The sequence below is a fragment of the Neomelitea salexigens DSM 19753 genome (assembly GCF_000422345.1).
GTDB lineage: Bacteria > Pseudomonadota > Gammaproteobacteria > Pseudomonadales > Spongiibacteraceae > Spongiibacter > Spongiibacter marinus_A.
On record NZ_AULP01000001.1, the window covers coordinates 223,744 to 238,417 of the forward strand.

The 14,674-nt window shown below is 54.9% G+C and carries 12 protein-coding genes; 8 read left to right on the forward strand and 4 right to left on the reverse strand.

From position 1 onward, the window contains the following. Window positions 1-9: 9 nt before the first annotated feature. The 4 genes from mutS (at window position 10) to H573_RS0101080 (ending at window position 5,354) form a co-directional block, all read left to right on the forward strand. The gene (mutS, locus tag H573_RS0101065; RefSeq protein ID WP_027872653.1) at window positions 10-2,574 is read left to right on the forward strand and encodes a DNA mismatch repair protein MutS; all 2,565 of its coding nucleotides are present in this window, start codon (window positions 10-12) and stop codon (window positions 2,572-2,574) included. Window positions 2,575-2,709: 135 nt separating this feature from the next. Next, a complete protein-coding gene (gene fdxA / locus H573_RS0101070; protein WP_027872654.1) occupies window positions 2,710-3,033 on the forward strand; it encodes a ferredoxin FdxA in 324 nt (107 codons plus the stop codon). A gap of 246 nt (window positions 3,034-3,279) precedes the next feature. Continuing rightward, window positions 3,280-3,507 carry a hypothetical protein gene (locus tag H573_RS0101075; RefSeq protein WP_027872655.1) on the forward strand — a complete coding sequence of 76 codons (228 nt, stop codon included), beginning with the start codon at window positions 3,280-3,282 and terminating at the stop codon, window positions 3,505-3,507. 119 nt (window positions 3,508-3,626) lie between these two features. After that, window positions 3,627-5,354 (forward strand): potassium/proton antiporter, encoded by a 1,728-nt coding sequence (locus H573_RS0101080; RefSeq protein WP_027872656.1) that lies wholly within the window; start codon window positions 3,627-3,629, stop codon window positions 5,352-5,354. A 179-nt stretch (window positions 5,355-5,533) separates the two neighbouring features. Here H573_RS0101080 and H573_RS0101085 read toward each other — a convergent pair whose 3' ends face one another. After that, window positions 5,534-6,325: an SDR family oxidoreductase gene (locus H573_RS0101085; RefSeq protein WP_027872657.1), complete on the reverse strand. Its 792-nt coding sequence runs from the start codon at window positions 6,323-6,325 to the stop codon at window positions 5,534-5,536. A gap of 234 nt (window positions 6,326-6,559) precedes the next feature. Between H573_RS0101085 and H573_RS16525 the strand changes: the two genes are divergently transcribed. Continuing rightward, complete coding sequence (locus H573_RS16525; protein ID WP_051170802.1) at window positions 6,560-7,243, forward strand: TetR/AcrR family transcriptional regulator; 684 nt, start codon at window positions 6,560-6,562, stop codon at window positions 7,241-7,243. 7 nt (window positions 7,244-7,250) lie between these two features. Here the strand turns inward: H573_RS16525 and H573_RS0101095 are convergent, their stop codons facing one another. Beyond that, a complete protein-coding gene (locus H573_RS0101095) occupies window positions 7,251-9,731 on the reverse strand; it encodes an ABC transporter permease (RefSeq protein WP_027872658.1) in 2,481 nt (826 codons plus the stop codon). Further along, window positions 9,725-10,405 carry an ABC transporter ATP-binding protein gene (locus tag H573_RS0101100; protein WP_027872659.1) on the reverse strand — a complete coding sequence of 227 codons (681 nt, stop codon included), beginning with the start codon at window positions 10,403-10,405 and terminating at the stop codon, window positions 9,725-9,727. The genes H573_RS0101095 and H573_RS0101100 overlap by 7 nt, the downstream gene beginning before the upstream one ends. On the opposite strand from H573_RS0101100, the gene H573_RS16530 reads away from it, so the two are divergent. Then, the gene (locus H573_RS16530) at window positions 10,380-11,063 is read left to right on the forward strand and encodes an arylesterase (RefSeq protein WP_036255431.1); all 684 of its coding nucleotides are present in this window, start codon (window positions 10,380-10,382) and stop codon (window positions 11,061-11,063) included. The genes H573_RS0101100 and H573_RS16530 overlap by 26 nt on opposite strands. Here the strand turns inward: H573_RS16530 and H573_RS0101110 are convergent. Continuing rightward, the gene (locus H573_RS0101110) at window positions 11,038-12,420 is read right to left on the reverse strand and encodes a class II fumarate hydratase (RefSeq protein ID WP_027872660.1); all 1,383 of its coding nucleotides are present in this window, start codon (window positions 12,418-12,420) and stop codon (window positions 11,038-11,040) included. The genes H573_RS16530 and H573_RS0101110 overlap by 26 nt on opposite strands. Before the next feature lie 111 nt (window positions 12,421-12,531). Here H573_RS0101110 and bioA point away from each other — a divergent pair, with 111 nt between their 5' ends. Continuing rightward, a complete protein-coding gene (gene bioA / locus H573_RS0101115) occupies window positions 12,532-13,839 on the forward strand; it encodes an adenosylmethionine--8-amino-7-oxononanoate transaminase (protein WP_051170804.1) in 1,308 nt (435 codons plus the stop codon). Further along, the gene (locus H573_RS0101120) at window positions 13,836-14,651 is read left to right on the forward strand and encodes an ion transporter (RefSeq protein ID WP_027872662.1); all 816 of its coding nucleotides are present in this window, start codon (window positions 13,836-13,838) and stop codon (window positions 14,649-14,651) included. The genes bioA and H573_RS0101120 overlap by 4 nt, the downstream gene beginning before the upstream one ends. Window positions 14,652-14,674 lie beyond the last annotated feature (23 nt).

Sequence of the window (14,674 nt, forward strand, 5' to 3'; positions counted from 1 at the left end):
AGAGTGATTATGAATGCAGGCATCGACCTGGCCCAGCACACGCCGATGATGCAGCAATACTTGAAAATCAAGGCGCAACATCCGCAGGAATTACTATTTTACCGGATGGGCGACTTTTATGAGCTCTTTTTCGATGACGCAAAACGCGCTTCCGACTTACTGGATATCACCCTCACAGCCCGCGGAAAATCTGGCGGAAACCCAATTCCTATGTGCGGCGTTCCCTATCACGCGGCGGAAGGCTATCTCGCTCGCCTGGTGAAATATGGCGTTTCCGTTGCGATTTGCGAGCAAGTCGGCGACCCCGCCACCAGCAAAGGCCCGGTTGAAAGAAAGGTCGCACGCATTGTCACCCCCGGCACACTGAGCGATGAGGCGCTGCTCGACGAACGCCGCGACAATCTGCTTGTCGCCTGTTGCCGACAAGAAAACACTTTCGGTTTAGCCGTTCTCGACATGAGCAGCGGCCGCTTCAGCGTATCAGAATTGACGAATGAACCGGCCTTGCTAAGCGAGTTACAGCGGCTGCGCCCAGCCGAGCTACTAATACCCGAAGATTTTGGCGGCGAGTGGTTGCCAGATATACCCGGCAGGCGCGCCCTTCCGCCTTGGGACTTCGATAGCGAAAGTGCGCTGCGATTACTGTGCAGCCACTTCCAGGTTCAAGACCTCGCCGGCTTTGGCTGCGACGGCCTGCCCCTCGCAACGGCAGCTGCCGGCTGCTTGTTACAATACGTAAAAGATACGCAACGCTGCGAATTGCCGCACATTCGTCGACTCCAGCACGATGCATGCGAGCGGGCTGTCGCCATGGACGCCGCCACCCGCCGCAACCTCGAGCTTGATACAAATCTCAGCGGCGGTACCGATAACACTCTCGCCTCCGTGATTGATCGCTGTCAGACAGCAATGGGCAGTCGGCTTCTCAAACGTTGGCTTCATCGCCCGCTACGCGACCGAGTAGTATTAGAAGCTAGGCGAAACAGTATCGCGGCACTTATCCAGGATTATCACTTTGAATCCATTCGTGAACAGCTAAAAGCCATCGGCGATCTGGAGAGAATTTTGGCGCGTGTTGCGCTGCGTTCGGCTCGCCCCCGGGATCTTTCTCGCCTGCAGGGTTCACTTGCCATTTTGCCGACCCTGCAGCAACTGTTAGCGGCAATTCCCACGGAACATATTCGTGGAATTGCAGCAGATATCAGTAGCTTCCCAACACTCGCTGAACTATTACAAACAGCCATCATCGACAATCCGCCTGTGGTCATTCGGGACGGCGGCGTCATCGCACCGGGCTATGACGCCGAGCTGGATGAGCTGCGAAGCCTGAGCAGTGATGCGGGCGAATTTTTGGTGGCAATGGAGCAGCGCGAAAAAGAGCGGACTGGTCTCAGTAGCTTAAAAGTCGGCTATAACCGTGTGCACGGCTATTACATAGAAATCAGCCGCACACAGGCGGAAAATGCACCAACAGAATATATTCGTCGACAAACCTTAAAAAATGCCGAGCGCTTTATCACACCGGAACTCAAAGAGTTCGAAGACCGCGCGCTCAGCAGCAAAAGCCGCGCACTGGCGCGAGAAAAAGCGCTCTACGAAGCATTACTGGATCGTTTGAATGAGCATCTAGGTGCCCTGCAGCTCTCGGCACACGCGCTGTGCGAATTAGATGTGTTAAGCAACCTCGCAGAACGCGCCTTACAGCTGGACTTCTGTGAACCGGAGTTTACCGACAGTGGTTGCATAGATATCGAGCAGGGTCGTCACCCCGTGGTCGAGAGCGTTCTAGACGAACCCTTCATCGCCAACGACCTCAACCTGGATCGCCGTCGCAGAACCCTCATCATTACCGGCCCGAATATGGGCGGTAAATCGACCTATATGCGCCAAACCGCGCTGATAGTTCTGCTGGCCCATATCGGCAGCTTCGTTCCGGCGAAACGCGCTAAGCTAAGCGTGGTGGATCAAATCTTCACCCGCATCGGCTCCTCTGACGACCTGGCCGGCGGACGCTCGACCTTCATGGTGGAGATGACCGAGACGGCAAATATTCTCCACAACGCCACACAAAATAGCCTGGTGTTAATGGATGAAATTGGTCGCGGTACCAGCACCTTTGACGGCCTGTCGCTCGCCTGGGCCAGCGCTATTGAACTCGCCGACAAGGTCAAGGCCTTCACCCTGTTTGCCACCCACTACTTTGAATTAACGGTTCTGCCCGAGACCTATCCCTGCGCGGCCAATGTTCACCTCGGTGTGCGGGAATTCAAAGACCATGTCGTCTTTTTGCACCGTCTTGAGGAAGGGCCAGCTAATCGCAGTTATGGCCTACAGGTGGCAAAACTTGCCGGAATGCCCGAAAAAGTAATCTCGGCCGCTCGCAGTAAACTCAATGAGCTGGAACAACAGGCGATTGCCCCGGTGATAAAAACCAGTGGCCCGCAGGCGGATTTGTTTGCCAGCCCCACCCTCTCAGCAGTCGACGAGGCACTGGCAGACATCGACCCCGACGCGCTGACGCCCCGCCAAGCATTGGAAGCCCTCTATCAGCTCAAAGAATTGGGTGATAAGTGATCAATATCAGCTCATCAGTAAAACAAATTATGTACACCTAAATTATTGTTAAGGCTGACGCTGTACCGATATTTTTTCCTGGTGTTACAATGCGCGCTTGCCGATTCACAGTCAGAGAGTAAGGGGCTGACCAAAATGACTTTTGTTGTAGGTGAAAATTGCATCAAGTGTAAGCACACAGACTGTGTGGAAGTATGTCCTGTTGACTGTTTTTACGAAGGCCCGAACTTTCTGGTTATTCACCCAGATGAGTGCATCGATTGCGCACTGTGTGAGCCCGAGTGCCCGGTAGAAGCCATTTTCTCGGAAGATGAACTCCCCGATGATCAACAAGTATTTCTTGAGTTGAATGCCGAGCTCGCAGAGGTTTGGCCGAATATCACAGAAATGAAAGATGCTCCGGCCGACGCAGAAGAATGGGCAGGAAAACCAGATAAACTCCAGTACTTAGAGAGATAATCACTCTTTACCTGCTGTGAAAAAGCCCGCTCAATGCGGGTTTTTTTATGCCTCACTCCCGCCCATATGCGGCAGCCTGGCCAAAGGTAAAGGAACAAAACCGCTGAATTTGCGTCACAGCTACACCATGTCGCGACATGGCCAATGCAAAAGAGCTACCGACAGAAATACCCGTCGTCAGCGTTTGCACAGCGAGGCGCAAGGAACATCGACGCCCGAAACCTAACAACTATGGAGCGTATTCATATGAAGAAATTCACGTCATTTTTTGATCATGTTTTTCTCGGACGAGGCATCTTAATGGTTGCGATAACACTCGGTGGCACGGTTGCCCTGACTGCGTGCGACCGCAACGAGGGCCCCGTTGAAGAAGCGGCTGAAAGCGTTGATGAAAGCTTTGAAAGCGCCAGAGATTCCTACCAAGAGGGCGTAGAAGAAGTCAAAGACGAATACGACGATCACACTACTGAATAAGCCCCTCATGGGAGAAAGGTCAGCCCTGCTGACCTTTCGTATCCTGACGTATCGCTTTTGACAGCGCCCCTACACTCTCGCTTTAATTAGCGTTTTAATGCCAACCAGATAGGACTCCCTTGGACGCTGCCAGCATCAACACCCTTTTTCTGATCGGCGCCAGCCTCGTCGCAGCCAGTATCCTCGTTAGCTCCGTTTCCTCTCGGCTGGGCATTCCAATTCTTCTCATCTTTTTGGGCGTCGGCATGCTAGCCGGCGAAGAAGGCCCGGGAGGCATTCGCTTCGACAACTTTTCAACCGCCTATCTCATTAGCAACCTTGCGCTGGCGGTTATCCTTCTTGATGGCGGCATGCGCACGCGAATAAGCAGTTTTAGAGTCGCACTTTGGCCCGCACTGTCACTCGCCACCTTTGGTGTTGTGATTACCGCAGCGCTCACCGGCTGGGTCGCCACCCTGCTTTTCCCTCTCACCTGGATGGAGGGTCTGCTGATAGGCGCCATCGTCGGCTCCACCGATGCTGCAGCCGTTTTCTCGCTATTAGGCGGTAAAGGCCTCAATGAGCGGGTTGGCGCCACCTTGGAAATAGAGTCGGGCAGCAACGACCCGATGGCGATGTTCCTGACGATCAGTCTTATTGAATTACTGCGCAGCGCCCAACCACTCTCATTATCACTGGCAGTGGATTTACTGTGGCAGTTCGGCTTGGGAATCGGCCTGGGTGTCGGCGGCGGCTACCTGCTGTGGCGCTTAATCAATAAAATGGAGCTCGCCAGTGGCCTTTATCCCCTGCTGGCTGTTAGCGGCGGCCTGATTATCTATGCCCTCACCACCGCTGCTGGCGGCAGCGGCATTCTCGCTATTTACCTTTGTGGTTTGGTGTTGGGGAATCGCCCGGTGCGCAACCGCCATGGTATTTTGCATATGTTCGACGGTCTGGCCTGGCTCAGCCAAATCGCTATGTTCTTGGTGCTGGGACTATTAATTACCCCAAGCGAGTTATTTGCAGTGACCCTGCCTGCCCTGGCACTGGCATTGTGGATGATCTTCTTTGCACGGCCGCTCGCCGTATTCACTAGCTTAATCCCCTTCAGGAGCTTTGCCCTGCGTGAAAGGGCCTTTATAGCCTGGGTTGGGCTACGCGGCGCCGTACCTATTATCCTAGCGATATTCCCGATGATGGCAGGCTTGGAAGACGCCCAACTCTACTTCAATGTCGCCTTTTTTATCGTTTTAGTATCGCTGTTATTCCAGGGAAGCAGCCTGAGCTGGGCGGCGCGACGCGCCGATGTCGTCGTGCCCGCAACGCCGGCCCCGGTTTCGCGCGTTGGCCTTGAGGTACATATCGCCAGTCAATGGGAGCTCTTCGTCTACACCCTGGCTGCGGACAAATGGTATATCGGTCGGCCATTAAAGCAGCTGCATATGCCCGAGAATACGCGGATCGCGGCATTATTCCGCGACCGACAGCTCCTCCACCCAAGCGGCAGCACACTGCTCCTAAGCGGTGATATTCTCTGTGTCATCGCACACGATGCAGACCTGCCAGCACTTGGAAAGCTGTTTAGCGAGGCGCCAACGCAAGGATTGGATATGCGCTTCTTCGGCGACTTTATTCTCCAAGCAGATGCGCGCTTAGCCGATATTGCCCAGCTGTATAACTTGAAGGTCAGCGACAAGAATGCCGGCCTCACCCTCGCGCAATTTTTATCTCGGCGATTGTCCAGCAAACCGGTGTTGGGCGACCACATTCGATGGCAGAACATGATCTGGACGGTCGCAGAGATGAAAGGCAAGCGCATCAGCAAAATAGGCTTGCGGAGCGACTCAACTGAAGACTTGCCCTAGAGCCTGTTCACACTGATTACGCCACGTCTGTTGCGGCTAAAAGTTCGCCAATCCAGGAATGATAAGAGAACTCTGGTCATTCCACATAAACGACAAGTGGTGGATTTTTAGCCACAAGCCGAAGGGCTGGAGCCAAAAATAACCGCCAGCCGGTGCAATTCAATGAGTATGAGCAAACCCTAGAATAGGGATTTCATCGTACCGCCATCAACCACCAACGATGCGCCCGTGATGTAACTGGCCGCATCCGACAGTAGAAATGCACCGGCGCGACCGAACTCCTCCGGCTCACCGTAGCGCCCGAGCGGAATCAACGCCTCATTCGCGGCCCGTTGCTGCTCCACCGCCACTTCTCTCATCTGCGCTTGATTGGCATCCAGCGACTTTATTCGGTCTGTATAGATTATCCCCGGAATCAAATTGTTAACGCGGATTTGGTCGGCAGCCAGGGAGCGACTTAAACTCTTTGCCAAACTGCTGACGCCCGAACGCATCACATTGGACAGTAATAGAAAATCGATCGGCTCTTTTACCGACGACGACGTCAGCATCAAAATTGCTCCCCCGCCCGCGTTACGCAGGTGAGGCAGGGTTTCCCTCACTAGGCGTACCGCACTCATCAGGGTTAAGTTAAATGCGTTTTGCCAGTCGTCATCGGTAAACGCGTCAAAGCCCCCGGGCGGTGGTCCGCCGGCATTGACCAAGACTCCATTCACCTCACCAAACTCCTCCACGCCTTGAGCTACCCAAGCGCGAATACTCTCTGCATCAGCCATATCCAGGCCCGCGCCCACAACGCGGGTGCCGTAACGTTCCGCTAACTGCGCTGCCGATGCCTGGGTTCGCTGTACATCGCGGCTACCCAATAATAGCGTTGCGCCAGCTTGGGCCAGGTTCTCGGCGATGGCATAGCCCAGCCCCTTACTGGCACCCGCCAACAAAAAGACCTTTCCACTCACACCTAAGTCCATTTTCTCTCTCCTGAAACATGACACTGCAACAGCGCCCACCCAAACAATAGCGGCCTGAATTGCGCCTGAGCACCGACAATATCGGCCGTTAAATTATCGAAGTCGGCCACGAAAACCGTCGAATTTCGGGCTTTGTCACGGCTTTGGGGCAAAAATCGCATTTTCGTGAAAAAAAGATGACAAGCCCACTCCCAGCTGTCAACATTGCTGTCGCATCAATTTAGAAGTGACCTTATGGCCAGCAATACATCCTCCAGTTATCACCACGGCAATCTCCGTCAAGAGCTGATGGAGCTTGCAGAAAAACACTTGGTCGAGGGCGGCGTCCGCGATCTGAGCTTGCGTGCTCTCGCCCGTGAAATCGGCGTATCGCAGACGGCGCCCTATCGCCATTTCCGCGACAAAAATGCGCTACTCGCGGCCCTCGCAACAGAGGGCTTTAAACGCTTTTTTGAAATGGGGCGCCCCAGTGAAGAAGAGCCCCGGGCAGACAAAAGCTTACTCTACTTTGGCTTGGCCTATGTAAAGTTTGCCCGTGAGCACACTGAACTATTTCACCTGATGTTCGGCCCAGCCCTGCAACCTCGCAACCAATATCCCGAATTGTTTGCGGCCGGCCGCGAAGCGATTTATAAAGTGCGCGCGGGCGTCGAGCGTGGCCTCGCCAACGGCGAGCTTCGCCCCCTAGATAACGTTGCATCTATTGCCCACACGGTATGGGCAGCCGTGCACGGCGTAACCACTCTGATGCTGGATCACGCAGACACCTATGGCTATCACCGCGATTTGCACCTTCAAGCTGAAAAATCTATGCGCATGATGATCGCGGGTCTCTGCACGGACCCGAGCTACATCTCGACACTGCCTGATGAGTCAACGCACTACCCTCCAGAGTCGGCGCAGAAGGCCTCAGCCTAGCCTTCAGTCACGCTCCGCGCAGTAACGCTGTCGCGGAGCTGCGCAACATTTTTCGGCTACTCGTCAACACCAGCAGTGCTAATATGCCAGCCCCCGCCACACTCGCTAGCGGTATTGCCGTCCAATAGAGAAGCACTTCTGACTGCATGACCCAGCGCTGAATAAAAAATAAACAAAAATTGGCACCCAGCCCAGCAACCGCTCCGGCCAGTGCGCCCAGCAACGCAAATTCGCCAATAACCACCGCGAATAAAAAACGGTTTCTGGCGCCCAGGGTTCGCAGCAGCGCATTTTCCTGTTTGCGAGTTTGGAAGCTCAGCATCACATTTGCAGCGCTAATCAGTAAGGCGCTCACCAGCACCAGCAAAAGCACCACAGCCAGTGCACGAGACAACTGCGCAACCACGCCCTGAACCTGTTTGAGTACTGCGCCAATTTCAATCAGGCTGACCGTCGGGTAGCGGCCGAGCAAATCGACCAACAGCGGGCGCTGTGAGTCGTCGAGGTAAAAACTGGTAATATAGCTACCGGCATAACTGCGCAACGCGTCCTCTGGAAACAGGAAGTAAAAGTTCGGACGCATACTTGCCCAGTCGAGCTGCCGTAAACTCGCAACCGTCGCGGTTAAGTCTCTGCCACCGACGTTGAAACGCAACTCAGTGCCCACAGTAATATTGAGGCGTTGAGCCAATTCTTGCTCCACTGACACAGGGTTTGTCTGCTGCGGCTCAGCAGCCTGACTCCACCACTGACCAGCAATTAGCTGATTATCCTCTGGCAGCACCGTTGACCAACTGAGATTCAACTCGCGGTCCACACCCGTATTTCGGGTTTCCAAGCCCTCAATATCCTGCAATGGCATATTGTCGATTTCTACGAGGCGACCACGGACCATGGGATACAAGCCCTCGTGGTGAATACTGCGGTCAGCGAGAAAGGCCTCCAGGGGCTCGACATCACGATCGGCAATATTAATCAAAAAGTAGTTTGGCGTATCCTCAGCAACCTGTTGCTGCCAGTCCTTAAGGAGTAATTCCCGTAGCAGCAGTAAACTCACCAGCACCATCAAAGCAAGGGCGATGCTGGCAGTTTGAAAAGCGTTGGCGTATCGCCGCCGATAAATGCTCGACACAGCCAAGCGTTGAGCACTGCCCGGCAGTCGACGGCTAAGGCGACGAATACCTGTCAATACCATGAGTACGACGCCGGCCGCCGCCACAAGTAACACTGAACAGCCCAGCATCAGCGCAACAACCAGTGAGAAATCACCGCTATACCAGTACATCAGCAGCCCTAAGCCCACAGCCCCGGCAGCGGTGGCAAGGCGAACGCCGCCCGCGAGCGATTCATCGCGGCGCAACACGTGAACGGGCGATACGCGACTCAAACGCACTATCGGTGGCATGGCAAAGCACAACAGGCACAACGCTGCACTGACAATAGCCATCCAAAACGGCCGTAAACTTCCAGCCGGCGGGGTTGCAGACACCAGGTCATTTAGGCTGGCAAACAACAAGTATTGCACGGCAACGCCAACCAAGCCTCCCAGCACCGAGGCAAGTAGCAATACCAGCAGTAGCTGCCGAAGGTAGTGCAGTAAGATATATCGCCGACTCGCGCCCAGGGTTTTCATTAAGGCCACCGCGTCAATGTTGCGCTGGCCGTAGCGCTGGGCAGCCAGCGCAATGGCGGCGCCCGCCAGTGCCAGGGTAAGGCTGGCTGCCAATAGAAGGTACTCTTCTGCGCGCTCCAGAGCGCTGGCCAGTGCCGGCTGATTGTCTTCGATATTCAACCACTTTTGCCCGGGCAGCAGACTGGTACCGAGGGTTTGCCGATATGCCGCGAATGCAGTGTCATCGCCGGCGAAAAGGTAGCGGTAGTCCACGACACTCCCGGGCTGAACCACCTCAGTGGCGTCGAGGTCTTCCAGATTCATTAGCCCGCGAGGGCCGTATATATTCAACGCAGAACTGCGGTCGGGCTCATCAACCAATACCCGCGTTGCCACTAGCGCTTTTTCCCCTACCTCAACGGTCTGGCCCAGGGTAATACCGAGCGTCGCCATCGCCCGTGAATCCAGCCAAACTTCCCCTGCCAATGGTCCGTGTTCAACCCCCTCCCCATCGGCAAACATCTGCTTGGCTGCGCGAAGCTCGCCCCTCAATGGATAGGGTGAGGAAGCCGCCCGCATAGACACCAGCAGCATCTCTTCACTCGCGTAGACCATTGTGCGAAATGCCACAAGCTGCGCCGTGCGCAAGCCCTCAGAGCGGGCTTTATCTAACCACTCCGGTTCGATCGGCCGCGGGCTAGTCAGCACATGGTCGGCAGCCAAAAAGGTGCGACTTTGCGTCGCCATCGTCGCCTGTAAACGTTCTGAGAAACCGGCAATACCACTAACGCTTGCGACCGCCAGGCTGAGTGCGATACATAATAAGCCCAGCTCGCCACCGCGCCAGGCGCGCAGCCATTGATTGAGCATCAACATGGGCGTTGCCGCTGTAATTCTGACAACTCACCATCGTGCATTTCAAACACTCGTTGGCAGTGGTCTGCCAGGCCCTGCTCATGGGTCACCAGTACTAATGTAGTGCCTTTGTCTCGGTTCAAGCTGAACAGCAGCTCGGTGATATGAGCGCCGGTTTTCGCATCAAGATTGCCGGTTGGCTCATCGGCAAACAGGATCGCGGGCTCACTGGCAAAAGCCCGCGCTATCGCTACCCGCTGTTGTTCACCACCGGAAAGCAGCCGCGGATAGTGTTGCTGCCGATGTCCTAACTCCAGCTCCTCAAGCAGCTTCGTCGCGCGCTGTCTCGGGGCCTCCATGCCTGCCAGCTCTAGCGGCAGCATCACATTCTCCAGTGCCGTTAGTGAGGGCAGCAGCTGAAAGGACTGAAACACAAACCCCACCGAGCGTGCTCGCAGTGCCGCTCGTTGATCCTCATTCATAGAGGCTAAAGACTGGCCTTGAAGCAAAACGTCACCTTCGCTCGGCGAGTCCAAGCCAGCCAATAGCCCGAGCAACGTAGATTTCCCTGACCCAGACGGCCCAACAATCGCCGCGCTCTGCCCCGCCTTGATTTCGAGATCGATCCCTTTCAGTATTCGTAGCTCGCCATCACCACTGGGGACTGTCTTGCTGAGCTTTTCAACTTTTATCATTCGCCTTCCTGTACTGCATTTGCTGGTCGTTGCCTGCGGCTTTGCGTTTAGTGTATCGCTCCATGCTCAGGACCGCAGTAACCCGCGACTACTTATTCTCGGTGATAGCCTCAGCGCCGCCTATGGCATGGCACCTGAAAACGGTTGGGTCGCCCTACTTGCCCGCGACTTAGCAGACCGTGCAAACATTATTAATGCCAGTGTTAGCGGCGAAACTACCGAAGGTGGCCTGCAGCGCTTGCCGGGCTTGCTGCAAGAGCACGCCCCCGACGTCGTGGTGCTCGAGCTAGGTGGCAACGATGGTTTGCGGGGCTATCCACTATCACGTGTACGCAACACGCTTAGCGAAATGATCACCCTGAGCAGAGAAAGCGGCGCAAAAATACTCCTTGTGGGAATGCGTATTCCGCCCAACTATGGGCGGCGCTACAGCCTCGGGTTTGAGAACATCTACCCGGCATTGGCTAAGGAACACGAGCTGCCGCTGCTACCCTTTTTACTCGAAGGCATCGCCGGTGACGCCACACTAATGCAAAATGACGGCATCCACCCCAACGCCCAGGCACAACCTGCGATGGCGGCTAAGGTAGGCAATGCGCTTCAGCCTATATTGATGGCGCTGGAAGAAAAAACTAGGCGTGTAAGCCACCACGAGTAAGCCGCTCCGGATCGAGATAGTCTAATAATTCCTCACGAGTGTATGGTGTCATCTCTTCGGCAACATCGAGTATATCGCGCTGCTCGCTGTATGCTCGCTTTGCAATCTCAGCCGCTTTTAAATAGCCAATAAGCGGGTTTAATGCCGTTACCAACACCGGGTTTTTAGCCAGGGCAGCCTGCAGATTTTGGTGATTTACCTGGAAATCAACAATGCACTGATCGGCCAAAGCAGTGCATGACGACGCCATCACATCGATACTCTGCAGCAAGTTATAGGCAATCACTGGCAACATCACATTGAGCTGAAAATTCCCCGACTGCCCTGCCATGGCAATGCAGGCATCATTGCCGACCACCTGCGCACAAGCCATCGCTACCGCTTCGGGAATCACCGGATTTACCTTACCCGGCATAATACTGCTACCCGGTTGCAGCGCCCGCAGCTGAATTTCGCCAAGCCCAGAGAGCGGCCCACTGTTCATCCAGCGCAAGTCATTACTGATTTTCGTCAGAGCCACCGCCAGCGTTTTCAATTGCGACGATGCCGACACCGCCGTGTCCTGGCAGGAGATACCCTCAAAAAAATTATTGTTCGGCCGGAAATCGGTATGGGTGTTGCGAGAAATCACCTCGCAAAATGCCGCCGAAAAGCCCTGCGGCGCATTCACACCGGTACCGACCGCCGTGCCGCCCTGGCTTAACAGCCGCAATTCCGACAGGACATGCTGCAGACGCACCTGCGCTTTCTCAAGCTGACAAGACCACGCCGACATCTCTTGGGCAAGTGTCATCGGCATGGCATCCATTAAATGTGTTCTGCCCGTTTTGACTACGCCTGTCATATCGCCAGCGCGTTCATCAATCGTCGCCTGCAAACGCTTCACCGCTGGGATCAATATTTCCTGTAGCTTAATGGCAGCGCTGCAGTGTATCGCTGTCGGCACGACATCATTGCTGCTCTGGCTCATATTCACGTGGTCGTTGGCACTGATGGACAGGCCAGACATCTCACTCGCGAGGGTCGCCACCACCTCATTCACATTCATATTTGTACTGGTACCCGAGCCAGTCTGAAACACGTCAACGGGAAATTGGTCGCGAAATTCGCCCGCCAATACGCGGTCCACTGCTTGGATAATGGCCTGACTAATCTCGGCGTCCAGCACGCCCAGTTCGGCATTGACCTCGGCGGCCGCACGCTTGATATGTAATACCGCGTCAATAAAGCTGTCGGGAAGTGTCAGCGAACTGATCTGAAAGTTGTCCAATGCCCGCTGGGTTTGGGCGGAAAACTTGGCATCCGCCGGCACTCTGACGTCGCCCATGCTGTCGGTTACCACACGAAATTGGCTCATCTGTTGCCTCCAATCGAGTTATCGCAATGGCCTCCAGTATCCCTACCACGCTCGGCAGATGCAAAACGCGGCGTCAGCTTCTAGAATAGCTGGCCAGCAACGGAGACCGCTATGCACGACTACAGCAATATCGACACAAGCACTTGGCTCGCTTGGGATCGCGATCATATCTGGCACCCCTATGCGTCTGCGCTATCCGCGCCAGAGATGTTCCCGGTTAAATCTGCCAGTGGTGTTGAAATTGTATTGGCGGACGACAGGCGCTTAATCGATGGCATGTCGTCTTGGTGGTCGGCGATTCACGGCTACAATCATCCCGTGTTAAACGACGCCGCACAGCGTCAGCTGGCAGACATGTCCCACGTTATGTTCGGCGGCCTGACCCACGCCCCCGCGGCAACACTCGGTAAGCGGCTGGTCGACCTGACACCGCCACCCCTGCAGCGAGTATTTATTTCTGACTCGGGGTCAGTCGCGGTTGAAGTCGCGATTAAAATGGCGCTGCAATACTGGATCGCCAAGGGGCAGTCAGCAAAGCATCGACTTATCGCGCTTCGCAATGGTTATCATGGCGACACCTTTGCCACGATGGCAGTGTGTGATCCCGTCAATGGTATGCACCATTTATTCAGCTCAGTGTTGAGTCAGCAACTGTTTGCAGAGGCGCCACAAACACCATTTGGGCAAGCGGCCAGTGATGACGATATGGCCTCGGTGGAAACGCTGCTTCGCGAGCACCACAGCGAAGTAGCGGCCGTTATTGTCGAACCTATTGTGCAGGGAGCTGGCGGAATGCGATTTTATTCCGCCGACTATCTACGCCGCCTCCGCGCCCTGTGCGACAGCTATAATGTATTGCTGATTCACGACGAAATTGCCACCGGCTTCGGCCGTACGGGTAAACTTTTCGCCTGTGAGCACGCCGGTATCAGTCCCGACATTATGTGCGTTGGCAAGGGGCTGACCGGCGGTTATCTAAGCCTTGCTGCTACCCTGTGCACGGAAGACATTGCCCAAGGTATTTGCCAGGGGGAAGCCGGCGTATTTATGCACGGCCCGACTTTTATGGGGAACCCTCTGGCTTGCGCCATCGCCAATGCCAGCATCGACCTACTACTTGCCAACGACTGGCAGGGCAATATCCAGCGTATCGAGCGGGGATTAAAGCACGGCTTATCACCGGCCAGCGAGATACCGGGCGTTGCTGACGTGCGCTGCCTCGGCGGCATCGGCGTGATTGAAATGGCTGAACCGGTAACAATGTCCTCTATTCAACGCCGCTTCGTCGACCACGGTGTTTGGATTCGGCCCTTTGGAAAACTCATCTATACCATGCCGCCCTACATCATTGACGACGAGCAACTGGCATTTCTCTGCCGGGAGATTATCGCGGTTATTCGTGAGGAGCAGGCACAATGACGGGCGATACCTTTAAGGAGCGCCTTCGCGAGATTATCTTCGGCACTGAGCCCGGCCCAGGCAGAAACTTCGATATTGCGCTTATCATCATAATTATCGCTAGCGTTTTGGCCCTATTCCTGGACTCCGTGGAACCGCTGCATGCAGCCTACGGCGAGCTGCTCTACACTGCTGAAATCGCCTTCACTGTGCTGTTTAGTATCGAGTATCTGGCACGAATATACTGCTCTGTAGATCGAAAAGGCTACATCACCAGCTTCTATGGCATCGTCGACTTGCTAGCGACGCTGCCCACCTACCTGGCGTTAATTGTTCCCGGCGCCCAGCATTTGTTGGTGATTCGCATCTTTCGCGTACTGCGTATTTTTCGCGTGTTTAAGTTATTCAAGTACATGTCTGAGGCGAACATTCTGGTGCGTTCGATCAAATCGTCACGCCACAAAATTACCGTGTTCTTTATCACCGTCGTCACACTGGTGATTGTCTTTGGTTCTTTAATGTATTTGGTCGAAGGGCCTGAAAATGGCTTCACGAGTCTGCCGCAAAGCATCTACTGGGCCATCGTCACCGTCACGACAGTAGGCTACGGCGATATTGTTCCCCATTCGCCCCTGGGACGCGCCATCGCAGCGATGGCAATGGTTACCAGCTACGCCATCATTGCCATCCCAACCGGGATACTCAGCGCGGAGCTAGTGCAAGAAAACCAACGTCAGGCAGGCTTAAAGCGCTGCACGTCCTGCCAACAGGGCAACCACGAACGCGACGCCATTCACTGCAAATACTGCGGTGAATTGCTGCCTGAGCAATGAACTGACACGACGGATTCATGCGA